The sequence below is a fragment of the Rhodospirillales bacterium genome (genome assembly GCA_023898805.1).
GTDB lineage: Bacteria > Pseudomonadota > Alphaproteobacteria > Micavibrionales > UBA1664 > UBA6145.
The window spans coordinates 1142659-1158744 of sequence record CP060260.1 but is presented as its reverse complement, the minus strand read 5'-3'; the positions used below and the strand labels follow the sequence as shown (position 1 = coordinate 1158744).

The following is a 16086-nucleotide window of genomic DNA, read 5'->3' as shown; positions in this document are numbered from 1 at the left end:
GCGCTTAATCCAAATCGACCTTACGCCGGTTTATCCCGCGATCTGGCGCAGGCGCTGTTCGGCCAGCGTGAGCATGGCAAGATCGAGCTGTGAAAGGCGACGCATATCGGCCAGAATGGCGTCGAAGCCGTGGAGCGCCTCGACATTCTTTTCCTTCCATGCGCGCAACCGGGAAAGCGGATCTTTTTTCGCGTCGGTTTCGGCCAGCACGCGGCGGGATATCGCGGCCTGGGTCGCGTAAAGCTGGCCCAGAACACCGTCGATCGCCTCGGCCTGCCAGAAGGAGGCGCCGGAAAGCGCCCTTCCCTGTTCGCGCAGCCAATCGAAATGCAGATCCTCGCCCAGATGGTAAAACACCGTCGCGGCGGTCGGTATCTGTTTTTTGTCGCAACCGGCGATGCGGCAGACGTCGAGGCTGGAGCGCAACGGCCCCAGATGCGCCATCATGCGCGCGAGTTCGGCGGGCAGGCCGGCCTCCTGCCATGCCAGAACCTGATCCTCGATCCGGCGGCGGCGCTTGGGCGGCAGCGCCCCCGCCAGCGCGTCTACGATCGTATCGATACACGCGCCAAGCTTGCGCGAGGAATCCGCCAGCGTGCCGCTTCGCAAAGCAGCGACATCAAAGCGCAGGAACCACAAGGTCAGAGATTCCACCAGTTTCGCGATCTGCTTCATCGCCTTGAGCTGCGAACGCGCGGGCGCCAGACCGTCCAGCGCCTCGATCGCATACCACAAAGGCCGCAGTTTCAGGGATTCGCGCACCAAAAACGCGGCGCGGGCGATGTCCTCGATCTCGGCGCCGGTCTTGTCCATCACCGTCATCATGAAGGTGGGACCAAGGCGGTTGACGATCGACGCGGTCATCTGGGCCGCGATGATTTCGCGACGCAGGCGGTGGCGGCGAATGGCCGGGACATATTTCGCACGAATGGGATCGGGGAAATAATGCATCAGCCAGTCTTCGGCCAGCGGATCGTCAGGCAGCGCGGTCGCCAGCAGATCCTTGGTCACACGGATCTTGGCAAGGCAGATCACCGTCGCGAGTTCGGAGCGGGTCAGGCCCTTGTGCGCGGCGGCACGGTTTTCGATTTCGGTTGCGGCGGGAAGATTTTCGACCGAGCGTTTGACCTTGTGTTTTTGTTCAAGCACGTCGATGAAACGGGCATGGGTCGACAGTTGCTCCGGCGCATCCAGTTCGGCCATCGAAATGGCCTGCGACTGGTGATAGTTGTCGCGCAGGACCAGCGCCGCGACCTCGCCAGTCATGGCTTCGAGCAGCGTGTTGCGCTGTTTCATCGTCATCACGGGCTTTGCGCCGGATGTCAGATCCTGAAGCAGAATCTTGATGTTGACCTCGTGGTCCGAGCAATCAACACCGCCCGAATTGTCGATGAAATCGGCGTTGAGCTTGATGCCTTTCAGCCCCATTTCGACGCGGGCCTTGCGGGTGACGGCCAGATTCGCGCCCTCGCCCACCACACGGGCGTTGATTTCCGCCCCATCGACGCGCAGGGTATCGTTGGCACGGTCGCCGACGTCGATGTTGGTTTGTCCAGCCGCCTTGATGTAAGTGCCAATTCCGCCGAAATAAAGCAGGTCGCATTTGGCGCGCAGCATGGCGTGGATCAGTTCGGGCGGGCTGAGTTTTTCAGCCGATATGCCGAAACGTTCACGGATTTCCTTGGTCAGGGTCAGCGATTTTTCGGAACGCGAGAAGATGCGCCCGCCTTTGGAAAGAAGCTTCTGATCGTAATCGCCCCAGGCCTTGATCCCATGGAACAGGCGTTCCCGCTCCTTCCACGTCCGGTCGGGATCCGGGTTCGGATCGCAGAAAATATGCTGGTGGTTAAAGGCGCCGACCAGTCGGATTTTCTTGGACAGCAGCATGCCGTTGCCGAAGACGTCGCCCGCCATGTCGCCGACGCCGACGACGTCGAACGGTTCTTCCTGAATGTCGGTACCAAGTTCGCGGAAATGGCGCTTGATGCATTCCCACGCGCCGCGCGCGGTGATGCCGATTTCCTTGTGGTCGTAGCCCGCCGAACCGCCGGAGGCGAAGGCGTCGCCCAGCCAGAAGCCGTATTCACCCGAAAGCGCATTGGCGATGTCGGAAAACGTGGCCGTGCCCTTGTCGGCGGCGACAACCAGATAGGGGTCGTCCCCGTCGTGGCGAACCGTATCGACGGGCGGGATGACCTGATCGCCCGTCAGGTTGTCGGTGACATCCAGCATCCCGCGCACCAAAAGGCGGTAACATTCGATACCTTCGTTCATCACGACTTCGCGCGGACTGCCTTCGGGCAGGCGTTTGAGGATGAAGCCGCCCTTGGCGCCTTCAGGCACGATCACCGCGTTCTTGACCATCTGCGCCTGCATCAGGCCCAGAATCTCGGTGCGGAAATCTTCGGCCCGGTCGGACCAGCGTATGCCGCCGCGCGCAATGCGCCCGCCGCGCAGGTGGATGCCTTCCATGCGCGGGGAATAGACCCAGATTTCACGCCACGGGCGCGGTTCTGGCAGATAGGCGACGACGCTGCTGTCGAGTTTCATGGACAGGCAGGGTTTGTGTCCGCCTTCGGAATCGCGCTGGTAGAAATTGGTGCGCAAAGTCGCATCAACCAGCGTCTTGATATAACGCACGATGCGGTCCTGATCGAGCAGGGCAACCGATTCCAGACCGTCGGATATGGCCTTTTCCCAATCCGCGACCTTGCGGCGCGAGGCTGGCAACGCAGGGTCGTTGCGCGCATGGAACAGCCCGACCAGCGCCGCCGAAAGCATCGGATGGTCGACCAGCGCCTTCATGATATAGGCCGGGGTGTATGACACGCGGGCCTGCTGCATGTATTTGGTATAGGCGCGCAGGATGACGACGTCGCGCCAGTCCAGCCCCGCCGAAAGCACCAGCGCGTTGAGCGGATCGGATTCGGCCTGGCCGTACCAAACGGCCATCAACGCATCCTCGGCCGTCGCGCGCATCGATTCCAGATCGACGGCGGACAGGTTCGCGCAATGCAGACTAAGGTAAAATTCGTGCATCCAAATCGCGTGTACGCCTTCGTACGGACGCAGTTCAAAGGGGTACTCCGCTTCGACCCGGAAGCCCATATTCTCCAGAATCGGCAATACGTCGGAAAGCACGGCCGCGCGGCCCGGGTGGTAAAGCTTCAAGCGCATATGCCCCGGTTCGCCCGATTGTACCGCGTGCAGGTCCAGCGCGATGCGGTGATGGGCGTAGGCCTCCTCGATCTTGTCGATATCGGCGACCGCAGTGGCCGGCGGGTAATGGTCGCGGTAGGAGAGCGGAAATGCGGTGTCGTACCCTATCGCCAGTTCAATCGCGCGATGTTCGTCGGGAATTCTTTCCATCAAGGTATGGCGCAGACGCTCGGTCCATGTCCGTGAGGCATCGACCAGCTTGTGTTCGATCGCGTCGAAATCGTATTTCCGGCGCGATTGCTGGTCGGTCGCGATGATGTACATCACGCGCGCAAGCGGCGAGTCGTCGAGCGTGGTATAAAAATTCTCGCACACGCCTTCCAGTTCCTGCTCCAGAATCGTCTGGATCGCCACGCGCAGGTTGGTTTCATACCGGTCGCGCGGGACATAGACAAGGCAGGATACATAGCGGCGAAAATCGTCGACACGTGTATAAAGCGCGACGCGCGGCCGATCCTGAAGACGCAGGATACCGATCGCATGTTCGCGGATTTGTTCGACCGGCATCTGGAAAAGTTCGTCGCGGGGATATTTTTCAAGAATATGCGAAAGCGCACGAAAATCGTGACTGTCGGTCGCGAAATGTACGTCGTCGAAAACCTGACGCAGTTTGCGGCGGATCAGCGGCAGGTCGGCAATGGAACGAGAATAGGTGACCGAAGTGAACAGGCCCACGAACAGTTTTTCACCCACGATCCGACCCTTGTCGTCGAGCATCTTGACGGTAATCGCGTCAAGCGGCACCGGGCGGTGAACGGTGGAACGGCGATTGACCTTGTAAACCGAAACCAGCGGCGCGTTCGCGCGCAGTTGTTGAAGATCCTGCGGCAGGGGAATCGAGGATTTGTTGATATAGACCGGCGCACGTTCATCGGAAAGCAGCGCGAGCGAGCGGCCGGGCACGATGGCGGAAACGATTTGATCGCCTTTTTGCTGAAATTTGTATTCGCGAAATCCCAGCAGGGTGAAGTTGTTGTCATGCAGGTACTCGAGAAAAGCGACATATTCATCGAGGGTACCCGGATCCTTACGATTGAGCGGGCCTTTGTATTTACGCAAGGTAGTGATGGCATCACACAACTCGGCGCGCATTCCCTGCCAGTCGCGGGTGGCAAGCATCACATCGCCCATCACGCGCTGGATGTCCTGTTCGAGCTGGCGGCGCGCATCGGCCGACATCGCACCCTGAACCTCGATCACCAACCAAGATTCGTTCGTGCCATCCTTGCCGTCGCGCGGGCCCGCGGCCGTGATCACACCCTTGTTGTCGCGTACAAACGAAAGCACCGGGTGCAGCAAAGTACGGATAACCAGATTGCGACGGTTGAGTTCAGCCGTGACGGAATCGATGATGAAAGCGCGATCGGGGCTAACAACGTACAGACGCGTACGTTCGTGCAGCCAGCCCTTGTGACGGCCCGCCACCACTGCGGTTGCGGTCAGGGTTTCGTTTTCGGCGCGGCGGCGGCCGATAGACCAAACCCCCTCCACCATGCTGGCCAGCGCGGCGTCCGGATGGTCGGTGAAATCCTCGTCCTGCAGGGCGTCGACATAGGTCTTTGCAAAAGACGAGAACAGATCGCCACGGGATTTCGGAAGAGATTTGAGAACGGATTGACGGGACATGGGTGGCAGCGAGCGTTTTTTGATAATCGTTGAATAATCCTTGGGCCGGGCATTGACGCGCAGCATCGAATGCGGGCCAATCCATAGCGGCAACGAGAATAGGCTACAAGGGACATCGCAGCAATGGCAGCTATGCAAAATACAAGCGTGTGGGTCGTCTGATGTGCGGGCGCTATGCGATACGCCAGACATTGGCCGAAATCTGCGCCACCTTCGGCACGAGTACGGCGCTTGCGGATTTTCCGCCCTCCTACAACGCCGCACCTGAGAGCGCGCGGGTTTTGATCGCGCGCGAGCGCGCGGGGACGGGTATCTGGGGCTGGCCGGTTGCGGCTGGCCTGTCGCCGGTAATCAATATCCGTTGCGAAAGCGCGGCAGACAAGCCGATGTTCGCTGCAAGCTGGCGGGCCGGGCGACGCTGTATCGCGCCTGCGTCCGGATTTTATGAATGGGATGCCGATGGGCAGCCATTTTACGTGAATTCGCCCGATGTCCCGCTGATGGGGCTTTGCGGGCTGTGGACACGCGACCCGGACCATTCGGTGCGTTTTGCCGTGTTGACGCAGGCGGCTATTCCGACGCTGGCCGCGATTCATCCGCGCATGCCGGTGATCGCGACACCGGGGGCGGCGCGCGCCTGGCTGGCGGAGGGTGCTTTACCGCCCTTGCCGGCATTGCGTTTCCACCCTGTTTCGCGGGCGGTCAATGACGCGAGGGCCGATTCCCCGGATCTGGTCATGGAATGCGCCGCGCCGCAGGGTTCGCTTTTCGCGGCGCAAAAGGCGGGCTGACCCCCATTATCCGGCCCCTTGCCGCGCGGAGGCGGTTCGGATAGGTTTCACGCCATGTTAAGCGTGGTCGTACCCGTATATAACGAGGCGGAAAACATCGCCCCACTGATCGCCGAGATCGCGGCCCTGAAAGGCCGGGTGCCGCTGGCCGAGATCGTGTATGTCAACGACGGCAGCACGGACGGCACGCTGGCCGAGCTTCTGCGCCTCAAGGCCCAGTATCCGATGCTGCGCGTGATCACCCAGTCGCCGCGCGCGGGCCAATCCTGCGCCACATGGTCGGGCGTGCTTGCCGCGACACAGCCGGTCTGCGTGACACTGGACGGCGATGGGCAGAACGATCCCGAGGGGATCGTCGGCATGTTCGCGACCTTCATGACGGCAAGCCAGGCCGGCACACGCGTCATGGTCGCGGGTCAGCGCCAGAAACGCGAGGACAATCTGGTCCGCATCCTGTCGTCACGCATCGCCAACAATGTCCGTTCGGCGCTGCTTAAAGACGGGGTAAGGGACACGGGCTGCGCGCTTAAGATGTTCCGGCGGGAGGATTACCTGTCCTTGCCCTATTTCAACCATATGCACCGGTTTCTGGCCGCGCTGATGATCCGCGAGGGCGTGAACGTCGCCCTTTCGCCGGTCAGGCACCGCCCGCGCACGCGCGGCGTTTCAAAATATGGGGTGATGAACCGGCTGTTCGTTGGCATCGTCGATCTGTTCGGCGTGCGCTGGCTGCAGGCTCGGGCGCGACCCGCCAAACTGACCCTGACGGAAGGTCAATAAGATGAACGGCGCGGGCGCACAGCATATGTCGGACAGCCTGTTCAGCGGTTCGTTCGGCGCGATGGAGTGGTGGCTGGTCATCGGCTTTCTGGGGCAGGCGTTGTTTTTCATGCGCTTCGTCGTGCAGTGGATCGTTTCGGAAAAATCGGGACGCAGCGTGGTGCCGGAAGTGTTCTGGTATTTTTCGCTGGGCGGCGGGCTGATCCTGTTCGTCTATGCCGTTCACCGCCACGACCCGGTGTTCATGCTGGGTCAGGGCGTTGGGCTGTTTGTCTATATCCGCAACATCATGCTGGTGCACAGGCACAAGCAAACACGGGCCGCCAGCCCCACGGACATCGAGCCGGAATGACCGCCCAGACAAAGACCGTCACGGTCCTTGCCGCCGGATGGGTCGCGCTGTTCGCCGCGATCGCGTTCACGCGGCCGTTGATGCCGGTCGACGAAACTCGTTATTTGACTGTGGCATGGGAAATGCTGGTACGGCACGACTGGGTGCTGCCGACCCTGAATTTCGCGCCGTATTCGCACAAGCCGCCGATGCTGTTCTGGCTGGTGCGCATCGCATGGTCCGTGTTCGGCGTCGGGTTGTGGCAGGCGCGCCTGGTGCCGCTTGCGCTGGGCGCGGCGCTGGCGTTCATAAGCGCGCGGCTGGCCCGCCGACTGTTCGATTCGCGCGCCGCCGTTTACGCCGCGCTGGCGCTGGGCATGATGCCGATGCTGCTGATTTATGCCAGCACCATCATGTTCGACGTGATGATGGCGGTATGGGTCGTGGCGGCGATGCTGACGCTGTGGCGCATCGCGACGGAAGGACGGACGAAACTGTGGTTCGCGTGGGGCGCGATCCTGGGCGGCGCGGCACTGGCAAAGGGGCCGGTCGCTCTGGTGTATATCCTGCCTGCCGCCTTGCTTGCGCCGTTTTGGGCCCCGCCGCAAAAATGGGCACGGTGGTATGGCTGCGTGCTGGGCGGGGTTTTGATGGGCACCGCGATCGGGCTTGCCTGGGCCGTACCCGCGGCGTTGAGCGGCGGGGGCGCCTATGCCGAAAAAATCTTCGTCACGCAATCGGCGGGGCGCATGGTCAACGCCTTCGCGCATCGGCGGCCGTTCTGGTTCTATATACCCGTCGTGCTGGCGCTGTTGGCGCCATTGCTGGCGTGGCCGACGATGTGGGCGGCGGCGCGGCGTTTCATGCGCGCGCCAGATGCGCGCGCGCCGATCCGCTTCATCGCCTGCTGGGTCGTGCCCGCCTTCGTGTTCTTTTCCGCGATTTCCAGCAAGCAGTTCCATTACATGCTGCCGCTGATGCCCGGCGTCGCAATTCTGGCCGGCGCCGCGCTGGCGCGCGCGGATGAAGGCGGCGCGTGGCCGCGCCCGCGGTCGGCGGTCTGGCCGATTTTGCTGATGCTTGTGCCGACGCTGGGCGTCATGGGGGCCGAGGCGCTGCACTTGCCGCTGATGGGCGTGCGGCTGGACAGGGGGGCGGAAATTTTCGGGTTGGGGCCGGTCATGCTGGCGGCAGGGCTGATCTGGTGGCTTGGCCGCGATCCAGCCCATGCAAGCGGGCGCGCACCGGTGACGATCGTTCTGGCCGCGTTCAGCCTTGCGATATTCATGCATTTGCAGACCGGCGCGCGATTCCTGCCGCGATACGACATGCGCCCGATCGCATCGGCGGCGCAGGATTTCATGACCCGGCCCATGGCCGTTGCGCCGAAATATGATGGCGAATATGGGTTTTTGTTCCGGATGCGGGCACCTTTCGATTCGATCGGACGGGAGGACGTCGAATCCTGGCTGAAGGCGCATCCGGACGGCGTGGTGGTCGCGCGCTACGACCATGGACAAATGCCGGGCGATTTTCGGGTATTGTTCACCCAGACCTACCGGAATAACGAGGATCTGGTGCTGCTGACTATGCCAAAAGCGGAGTGATTCGGTAATTACAAAGAAATCGTGAAGATTTTATAAAATAAGGGGGCCGAGGCCCCCTTATTATTTTACGGAATAAGTAAGAATTCATTTTCGAGCATAGTTATAGCAGATTGCAAAAAATCGCCGCCACAAAATCCGATAACTATTTTCATATTGTTATAAGAAAAAATTAATCTTCTTGTTTAGTTGCTTTTTTAGTCGGATTTAGTTGCGCTTTTGGCAAGTTCTTTCTAAACGTGGATACATAACGCTGTGCGTGAACCGGCTTGAGATAGACCCGTTCTTATTCGCAATCACGCAGCGAGACCGGGTCAAAGTCCTTCTCAAGCCAACAGCGTTGGGACGCTCACTTTTTAACATAAAGGAGCCTACCCATGTCATTGCTTGCCAAACTTCAGGCCGAGGCCGCAGCCAACAAAACTGCGCCCGAAGCCCGTGTCGAAACCGCCGTTCAGGAAACTGTCGACACGACCCGGTTTGAAATCACCGAAGCCGCGATCAAACAAAACCCGGCCTACGCGATTGTGACCGATACCAGCAAATCCGAGGAAACCCGGATCAGCGAGCTGGTCGCCCTGAAAACCTATAACCCCGCGCTGACGCCGGAAGCAAACGCCGCCAATCTGACCGCGTTCAACGACTTCCTGCTTTACGCGGAGAACCAGGTTCTGGACGTCACCCAGAAATCAGTCGCGTTCACGAACGACGAGGCCTTCTCGCTGTTCGACCAGACGGTCCAGACGCTGCAAACGAATCTGGGCATCTTCAAGGGCAATCTTGAGCCGCTGGTCAAGGCTTTCGGCGTCATGCAAAAAGCCCGCAATGCTGGCATCCCGCCGCATAAGCTGCTGGCCGAGGTGCAGGAGCTGCGCGATGGCAAGAAAAAGCTCGACGACGAGCGCAACGGCAAGGCCAAGGAGCTGGAGCGCGCGAAACGCGATCTGAAGCCGCTGGAGCGTGATGCGCAAGACCTGTCCGAAAGGCTTGATGACCGCAGACAAGCGGTCGGCGATGCCCAGGGCGCACAGGCCAAGGCCGAGGGTGTCCAACAAGCGGAAGAGGCCAAATTCTTCCTGACCCGTGACAAGCAGAAACTGGCCAAAGCCACGGAAACCATTGCCCAGAAGAAAAGCGCCATCGCCGCCTATCAAGACGATATCGCCCAACTGACCCGACGGGCCACCGGCACGGCCTCACAACTTGAGGCGCAGAACGCCTTGATCGGCAGGCTGGAAAGCGAGGTCGGCGCCCTGGAAACCCAGATCGGCGGCATCGACGCCAAGCTTGGCCAGGACGAGGACACGCAGGCGCTTTCCAAACTTCTGGAAATCACCGGTCCCGAATTCAAAGACAAGCGCCAGGAGCTGGTCGGCAGCGTCCAGACAATGGTCAGTACCAGCGTCAAGGACTTCGAGCGCGCCATGGCCCGCTTCGATGCCGGCGGCAAGGAAGTCGGCACGATGCGCGACACCGTCACCAATGTCGGCGGCATGGTCGAAATGGTGGCCAAAGCCGACGCCAAGGTGCGGGTCAACGATGCCGCGTTCATCGAGGGGCAGGAGGCCATCGTCAAAAAGATCCGCGACGAAAAAGGCGACGACGCCATCTATGACCCGGCGTACGAGGTCGCAAAAACTCAGTACGAAAACGCAACCCGGCATTCCCGCGAAGGATTGACCATCGCAGGCCGCACCGGCGAGCTTTCGGAAAAGCTGACCCGGCAGGAAGGCGTGTATACCGGCCTTACCGACGCGTTCCGTCAGAAGTTCATCGACGCCCAGCGTCTGCGGACCAATGCCGCGGTCGACGTGTCGTCGAAGCTGCTGACCACGACCAAGGCGCTGGAAATGGCGATTGCCAGCGAGAAAACGGGCGCGGTCGATGACATCCTGGCCGAATTGTCGGCATCGTCGACGCAGGCGACCGCCGACATCTTCAACATGGTGTCGCAAGGCAAGAGCGCGGAAAACGACCGTCTGACCGAAGCCCTGAAGCAGGCGATCGAAACCGCCAAGTCGATCGACGCGGTGACCAAGGATCTGCGCGAGCAGACCCGCAAGGGCATCGCATCCCGCGAGGCCCTCCGTCAGGTGCGCGCGGACATGGAGACGCTCAACGAAGGGCTGGTCGGCATCGGCCCCTCGGCCGAGCGCGAGATGCAGCGCGATGGCCTGCAGCAAGCGGGCGAGGCGGAAGCCCTGCGCGTGGCCGCGGCCAACGACAGCGGCACGAAAAGCGGTAAGGCGACGCCCGTCGGCGGCGCGCCAGTGGCTCCGAAAGGCGCGGTACGCCTGATGATCGCCTAAGACCGCGGAAGGGGCCGTCCCATCGCCGCAATGCCGGGCGGCCCCTTCTTTTTCTTTTCCACGACAAGACACGACAAGAACCGAGTGAGGAGCCATGTCATCTTATTTCGAACTGGGAATGGATAAAAAACTGATCGTTCCCGCCGCCGATTACCTGAACGCGATGGAGCCGGACTTTGAATATGTCGGCGACAAATTAGAGCTTCTGGACGTCGTCAAAAGCCTGAACCTGCCTTCGGCCAACAGCGTCAAGATCGTCAGCGCGCGCGGCGCGGGGGCATCGACCCTGCTGGACGCGCTGGTGCACCACCAACACGACGGCAGCATGCCCGACGATTTCATGATCCGGCCGCTGTACCGTTTCAACGGCAACAATCTGTACAACACATCCGACCCCAAGGCGATCGAGGCGCGATTCAAGGCCGCGCTGGACGAATTGCGCGCGGTCGCCCGCGAACGGATGGTCAAGCCGGTGCTTTTGATCGACGACGGATGCAGCTTCATCTGCAACGCTCCGCAATCGATCATCAACAATTTCATCGAGGCCACGGTCACGGCGGATTATCTGGATACGGTCATCTGCGTCGACCGCAAGCAGGAGGCCGAATTCAACGCCAAGCACCCGGAATTTTCCAACAGCTTCACGACCAAGGAGCTGAAGGAGCCGGGCGAAGAACAGATCTTCACGATCCTGAAATCGCACGCAAAGCTGCACGCGGCCAAGGGCGTGCTGGTGGAGGACGACACGCTGCGCTATCTGATCGGCATCACCCAGCGATTCAAGGGGATGTACGAAGGCACGGCGCAACCGAACCGTTCAATTCGCCTGCTGGACAGCGCAGCCACGGCCTTCCACATGGACATCCACGCCAAAGCGCCGGGCGCGTATGAAAAGGAATCGCTGCTGCGCGGCATCGAGGCGCAACTGAACGCCAACGGCCTGGATGCCGAGAAGAAGGACAGCCTGCACTCGCAGGCGGAAACGCTCAGGATCGAGCTTGAAGAATCCGGCAAGGCGTGGAGCGCGCAACGCGAAACGATCAAAAGCAAGCAGGGCGACATTCGCCAGTTCGAGCAATTGATCGCGACGGCACGGCGGACCATCGAGAAATTCGACGACGACACGCGCAAGACCAATGCCGAGATGCTGCGCAAGCATGTCGATGGGCTTCCCGACGGGCATCCGGACCTAAAGGGTCGGCAACGCGCGGATGTCCTCAAGCTCGATCAGGATTCCTTGTTGAAATTCGGTGAATTCGATCTGGCGGTTTCGCGCAATCCGCAGGTCCTGCCCTATGAACAGCAGATCGCCAAATACAATACGGCGATCCAGAAGCTGCACACCGACCTTAACCAGTTGGGCGGCGTCAAGCGCGACCCTGTGGTTTTGCCCGCATCGGAAATCGAAAAGGCCGCATCGGCCGAGACACGCCAGCCGGTGGGCGGCATTTCCGGCCGGCTTAAGGACAATCTGCGCAACGGCATGGCGCTGATGAAGGAAAGCGTCTTCGGCCAGGACGACGTCCTGGCGCCGATCGTCGCTTCGTTGCAACGCGCGGCCACGGGCCTGAACGACCCGAACCGGCCTTTGGGCACGTTCATGATCGCGGGCCCGCCGGGCGTCGGCAAAAGCTGGATCGGCAAGCAGATCGCGCTCAAGCTGTTCGGTTCCGAGGAGTTCTTCGAGGTCGTGGACATGGAGAATTACAAGGAAAAGCACACCGTGTCCGCGCTTTTGGGCGCGCCCCCGGGATACGAGGGGTATGGCAAGCTGGGCAAGCTGATCGAGATCGGCCAGAAAAAACCGTTCTGCGTCCTGCTGCTGGATGAGATCGAAAAAGCGCATTACGACGTGCGTCAGGCGCTTTTGAAGATGAAGGGTTCGGGCCGGCTGGTCGGATTCGACGGCGAGGAAGCGGATTTCCGCAACATCGTCATCGTCGAAACCACCAATTACGGTCAGGACATCTGGGTCAGCCATGATTTCAAGACGGCGGAAAGTCTGTTTCAGGACCGAATCCGGCACGACACTACCGTGTTTTCGCCGGAATATCTGGACCGCAACGACGCGGTCTTGTGCGCCAAGCCGCTGGACGAACAGGCGCTGACCCAAATCGTCGGGCGCGAGGTCGGCAAGCTGCAAAAGGCCGCCGCACGCAAAAATCCGGACCTGAAGATCGACTACCGTCCGGAGGAGCTGAACCTGTTCGTGCGCGACCACTGCCTGAATGTCAGCGGGCGGCGCGCGGAAATGATGATTAACAAAATATTTGGTGACCGGGTCGCGGGGCTGCTGCTAGAAAGCGGCGATGCGCCCCTTTCGGGCACGCTGAGCGCGCGGCGCGATCCCGCGACGAAAGAATTCGTCTTCAACTTCGCGGCGGGGGACAGCGCCCCGGCGCCTCAGGCAGCGGCGGTATTCGGCCGACTGGCGGTGTGACATGGAACGGAACGAAAAAACAGAACCCCTTTCATTAAGCGATCAACTGCGGGCCGCGGCGGCGCAGGCGCAGGATGCGGCAAAGGGTCCCGAAGCGGACCCGGATACGATCCGCCAGAATGCCTTCGACGATGCGATGCGCGGCACGTTCACGCAAGATGTGCGCGACACGGTCGAGGCGGCGGGCAAGGTCGCCCGCACCGTTTCCGCCGCGTTCAACATGGCGGCGCAGGCGTGGCAGACCATTCGCCCGATCCTCGGTCCGCTGCCGCGCTGGGGCAAGGCGTTTTACAACCGCGCCGCGTACCGCAAAAACGCGGACGGGACGCGAACTTTTTCACCCAAACGTTCGGCCGTCGCGGCGGCATTTATCGCCGCGGGCGTATGGTATGGCGCCCCTCTGGCGTGGCATACGGCGATAGGCGTTACAACCGGCGTTGTTGAATTTGCCAAGGACGCCGTCGTCTATCATATGACCGCCGCCGACGAAGACGGGTATTTCCAAACTCCCACTTTGGTGGACCCGAAAGACCCGGATAACCGCGCGCATCGCGTTAGCGTATGCGAATCAAAAGACAAATGCGGACCCGAGGATATCCAGACGTATCTGATCCGCGACAGCTATTATTTCGATTTTCTTGAAATTGCCAAAAGCGCCGGGAAAATGCTGACCGGAAATTTTTCGGACCTTCAATTCAACTATTATCCAGATTATGTTTCCGGATCGGTAACCGCCCCGGGAATTCATTGCAAGTTTACTTCCTGGGGACCGCCGCGGATCAAAGCCCTGCGCAAGAATCTGGCAGAGCCCAAGATTCACCTCATAAGCTGCGACAAGGCCAGCTATTCCTTGGCGCCAAAATAAAAGAAACCCGCCGTGGCGGCGGGTTAAAAAGATGGTGGAGATGAACGGGATCGAACCGTCGACCTCCTGCATGCCATGCAGGCGCTCTCCCAGCTGAGCTACATCCCCATCAGGTACGGGTCCTGCTTTTAAGGCAGGACCCGCCAGACTTCAAGCGTTTTTCGTCCGCCGAAACCTTACTTTTTAAGCAGGTCGCGGATTTCACGCAGCAGCACCACGTCTTCCGGCGGGGCCGGCGGAGCGGCCGGCGCGGCTTCCGGCTTCTTCATGAAGCGGTTGACGTTTTTGACCATCACGAACACAGCGAAGGCAATGATCAGGAATTTGATCACCGCGTTGATGAACATGCCGTAATTCAGCGTGGCCACACCCGCGGCCTTGGCATCGGCCACGGTCTTGAAGGTGTTGTTCATCGGGTCGGACAGGTTGATGAACAGGTTGGAAAAATCGATCCCGCGCAGCAGCAGGCCGATCACCGGCATCAGGACGTCATCAACGACGCTGGAAACGATGGCGGTGAACGCCGCGCCGATGATGATACCCACCGCCATGTCGAGCACGTTGCCGCGGGTAATGAATTCCTTGAATTCCTTAACAAAAGCCATGAGGCCCCCCTTGATTGTTGGTGGGGATTCATTGTCACAAATGACGCGGGGTGTCAAACTGCGGGCATGGATGTCGCCGCAAACCTTACCCATATCAAGGCCCGGATTCCGCCCGGCGTGACGCTGGTCGCGGTCAGCAAGACGCAGACGGCGGCCGCTATTCAGGCCGCGCTGGTGGCCGGGCAGCGCGTATTCGGTGAAAACCGGGTGCAGGAGGCGCACGCGCATTGGGCCGTGTTGCGCCCGCTTTATCCCGATCTGCGCCTGCACCTGATCGGCCACCTGCAAACCAACAAGGTACGGGCGGCGGTAAGCCTGTTCGATGTGATCGAAACCGTGGACAGTACGCGGCTGGCCGATGCACTGGCGCGGGAAATGCGCGCGCAGGGCCGTGCCCTGCCCTGTTTCATTCAGGTGAATATCGGTGAAGAACCGCAAAAAGACGGCGTCGCGCCCGATGCCGCGCCGGTCCTTCTGGCGCATTGCCGGGATGCGGGGCTGGCGGTCGCGGGGTTGATGTGCATTCCCCCGGCGGGTGCCGATCCCGCGCCTTATTTTCGCAGGCTTGCGGACATGGCACGGGCGATGGGGCTTGCGCAGTTGAGCATGGGGATGAGCGCGGATTACGAGGAAGCCATCAAGGCCGGCGCCACGCATGTGCGTGTGGGCAGCGCCCTGTTCGGCGCGCGGATATCGAAAATTTAAAACGCGCCGGGGCGGGCAAACACCCATGTATTGCCCGCACGCGCGCGTTCGCGGAAGCCCAGTGTTCGGATGAAGGCGGCCAGTTCTTCGGGTTTTTGATCGGGGCGTTTCGTGAGTTCCGGCCCGTGTATTTCAATCGCCATCTGGCGGATTTTAGCCAAGGATTCAGGATCTTGCCGAAAAAGGTCATATTCGCTGCCCTCAATATCCATCACCAGCGAAGCGCCATCGGGTGCCAGCCGTTCGACGACTTTCTTAAGGCTGATTACCTTTACCCGTTCCTCACGGCTTTTGAGCTCCGGGCTGACCACGCCCTTAAGCGCCGAACTTAAATTCCGCCGAACGTCAAAGCTGGCCCAACCATGGCGCGCTACAGCCGGTGGCGCCACAGCCACCGCAAACAGGTTGAAGGTGCATGAAGGCCGACGGTTGCGAATATTGTTCATGTTCGCGCGCAGAGTCGGAAACGATTCGGGGTTCGGCTCGAAACCCGAGAGCACGCCACCATCCAGTAGTTTTTCAAGAAAGGCATAACTTGTAACAACACCGATATTGGAGCCCAGTTCCAGAATGCTTGAATCGGGGTGAAAATATTCCCGCATCATTTTAATTTCAGGCGCTTCATAACGTCCGGCCCAAAGGTCATAACAATCACGGACGTTCATTTTTGGAGCCAAGGCAAAACGATGGCCATCGGGCGTCGTCGCCCTGCCGAATACGTCGCGCAGAACCGTGCCAGCTACGACACGACCAAATTTGTGTATCAGCGATTCATGACCGGCTAACGTTGCCATGCAGTCAAAATATTAAC

11 protein-coding genes and 1 tRNA gene are annotated in these 16086 nt (G+C 60.4%); 8 read left to right on the top strand and 4 right to left on the bottom strand.

The window, feature by feature from the left end:
• Positions 1 to 30 precede the first annotated feature (30 nt).
• A complete protein-coding gene (locus H6866_05690; GenBank protein USO06938.1) occupies positions 31 to 4845 on the bottom strand; it encodes an NAD-glutamate dehydrogenase in 4815 nt (1604 codons plus the stop codon).
• Between the two features lie 149 nt (positions 4846 to 4994).
• Between H6866_05690 and H6866_05685 the strand changes: the two genes are divergently transcribed.
• The 7 genes from H6866_05685 to H6866_05655 all read left to right on the top strand — a co-directional run bounded on the left by H6866_05685 (position 4995) and on the right by H6866_05655 (position 13965).
• Entirely contained in the window at positions 4995 to 5636 is a 642-nt protein-coding gene (locus tag H6866_05685; GenBank protein USO06937.1) for an SOS response-associated peptidase, read from the top strand.
• A 54-nt stretch (positions 5637 to 5690) separates the two neighbouring features.
• Entirely contained in the window at positions 5691 to 6416 is a 726-nt protein-coding gene (locus H6866_05680) for a glycosyltransferase family 2 protein (GenBank protein ID USO06936.1), read from the top strand.
• 61 nt (positions 6417 to 6477) lie between these two features.
• A complete protein-coding gene (locus tag H6866_05675) occupies positions 6478 to 6768 on the top strand; it encodes a lipid-A-disaccharide synthase N-terminal domain-containing protein (protein ID USO08604.1) in 291 nt (96 codons plus the stop codon).
• A complete protein-coding gene (locus tag H6866_05670) occupies positions 6765 to 8354 on the top strand; it encodes a glycosyltransferase family 39 protein (protein USO06935.1) in 1590 nt (529 codons plus the stop codon). Before H6866_05675 ends, H6866_05670 begins: the two co-directional genes overlap by 4 nt.
• Before the next feature lie 374 nt (positions 8355 to 8728).
• Positions 8729 to 10660 (top strand): hypothetical protein, encoded by a 1932-nt coding sequence (locus H6866_05665; protein USO06934.1) that lies wholly within the window; start codon positions 8729 to 8731, stop codon positions 10658 to 10660.
• 94 nt (positions 10661 to 10754) lie between these two features.
• Complete coding sequence (locus tag H6866_05660) at positions 10755 to 13100, top strand: ATP-dependent Clp protease ATP-binding subunit (GenBank protein ID USO06933.1); 2346 nt, start codon at positions 10755 to 10757, stop codon at positions 13098 to 13100.
• Between the two features lies 1 nt (position 13101).
• Positions 13102 to 13965, top strand: a complete 864-nt coding sequence (locus tag H6866_05655) for a hypothetical protein (protein ID USO06932.1) — start codon at positions 13102 to 13104, stop codon at positions 13963 to 13965.
• Between the two features lie 32 nt (positions 13966 to 13997).
• On the opposite strand, the gene H6866_05650 is transcribed toward H6866_05655, so the two are convergent.
• Positions 13998 to 14073 (bottom strand) — tRNA-Ala (locus tag H6866_05650).
• 68 nt (positions 14074 to 14141) lie between these two features.
• A complete protein-coding gene (gene mscL, locus H6866_05645; GenBank protein ID USO06931.1) occupies positions 14142 to 14570 on the bottom strand; it encodes a large conductance mechanosensitive channel protein MscL in 429 nt (142 codons plus the stop codon).
• Between the two features lie 66 nt (positions 14571 to 14636).
• On the opposite strand from mscL, the gene H6866_05640 reads away from it, so the two are divergent.
• Positions 14637 to 15275 (top strand): YggS family pyridoxal phosphate-dependent enzyme, encoded by a 639-nt coding sequence (locus tag H6866_05640; GenBank protein USO06930.1) that lies wholly within the window; start codon positions 14637 to 14639, stop codon positions 15273 to 15275.
• On the opposite strand, the gene H6866_05635 is transcribed toward H6866_05640, so the two are convergent.
• The gene (locus tag H6866_05635; GenBank protein ID USO06929.1) at positions 15272 to 16069 is read right to left on the bottom strand and encodes an FkbM family methyltransferase; all 798 of its coding nucleotides are present in this window, start codon (positions 16067 to 16069) and stop codon (positions 15272 to 15274) included. The two genes, H6866_05640 and H6866_05635, sit on opposite strands and share 4 nt — an antisense overlap.
• Positions 16070 to 16086 lie beyond the last annotated feature (17 nt).

Excerpts from the sequence above, each read along its gene's own strand:
- H6866_05690 (USO06938.1), bottom strand. The coding sequence starts at position 4,845 with ATGTCCCGTCAATCCGTTCTCAAATCTCTTCCGAAATCCCGTGGCGAT.
- H6866_05680 (USO06936.1), top strand. The coding sequence starts at position 5,691 with ATGTTAAGCGTGGTCGTACCCGTATATAACGAGGCGGAAAACATCGCC.
- H6866_05675 (USO08604.1), top strand. The coding sequence starts at position 6,478 with ATGGAGTGGTGGCTGGTCATCGGCTTTCTGGGGCAGGCGTTGTTTTTC.
- H6866_05670 (USO06935.1), top strand. The coding sequence starts at position 6,765 with ATGACCGCCCAGACAAAGACCGTCACGGTCCTTGCCGCCGGATGGGTC.
- H6866_05665 (USO06934.1), top strand. The coding sequence starts at position 8,729 with ATGTCATTGCTTGCCAAACTTCAGGCCGAGGCCGCAGCCAACAAAACT.
- H6866_05660 (USO06933.1), top strand. The coding sequence starts at position 10,755 with ATGTCATCTTATTTCGAACTGGGAATGGATAAAAAACTGATCGTTCCC.
- H6866_05655 (USO06932.1), top strand. The coding sequence starts at position 13,102 with ATGGAACGGAACGAAAAAACAGAACCCCTTTCATTAAGCGATCAACTG.
- mscL (USO06931.1), bottom strand. The coding sequence starts at position 14,570 with ATGGCTTTTGTTAAGGAATTCAAGGAATTCATTACCCGCGGCAACGTG.
- H6866_05640 (USO06930.1), top strand. The coding sequence starts at position 14,637 with ATGGATGTCGCCGCAAACCTTACCCATATCAAGGCCCGGATTCCGCCC.
- H6866_05635 (USO06929.1), bottom strand. The coding sequence starts at position 16,069 with ATGGCAACGTTAGCCGGTCATGAATCGCTGATACACAAATTTGGTCGT.